1 protein-coding gene is annotated in these 487 nt (G+C 85.0%); it reads left to right on the top strand.

What is annotated here, in order from left to right; translation table 11 throughout:
* Nucleotides 1-59 precede the first annotated feature (59 nt).
* Nucleotides 60-487: hypothetical protein (locus DEF28_RS26830; RefSeq protein ID WP_394340382.1), on the top strand; the 428-nt coding region annotated here is incomplete at its 3' end.

Below are 487 nucleotides of genomic sequence, written 5' to 3'. Positions count from 1 at the left end.
GGCCGGTATCCGCCGCCGCCTGCGCCGACGCGCCGGCGGACCGCTCCGGAGCCCCCCGGGTGACCGCCGGGCGGCGGGAGGCCGCCACCGCGCTCACCCGCGGGCCGGAGCGGGCGGCCACGGCCGGGCGCGGGGGACGTGGCGCGCCGCTGGCGCTCGACGCCGGACCGGCCGGCACCACCGAGCGCCGGCAGCGCCTCGCCGCGCTGGGGCCCTACCTCGTCCGCGCGCCGGACACCGGGCGCACCGAGGAGCGGTACCCGGCGCTGGGCGCCGTCGCACCGACCGCGGCGCGGCCCGCCGGGTACCCCGGCCACGCCGTCCCGTGGCAGGAGCCGACCGGGCAGGCGGGCCGGGCGGCCGGCCGGGTGGAGCGGGCCGCCGGCCTCGCCGCCGAGGTCGGGGGCCGGGTCGCCGCTGTCCGGGCCGAGGCCCCCGGGTCCGATGTCGCCACCGCCGCCATGGCGGCTACGGCGGAGGGGGACCT

Origin of the sequence: Marinitenerispora sediminis, assembly GCF_003336425.1 — a bacterium.
Classification (GTDB): domain Bacteria; phylum Actinomycetota; class Actinomycetes; order Streptosporangiales; family Streptosporangiaceae; genus Marinitenerispora; species Marinitenerispora sediminis.
Note: the sequence above shows the minus strand (reverse complement) of the source record. Positions and strands in the feature narration are given on the sequence as shown.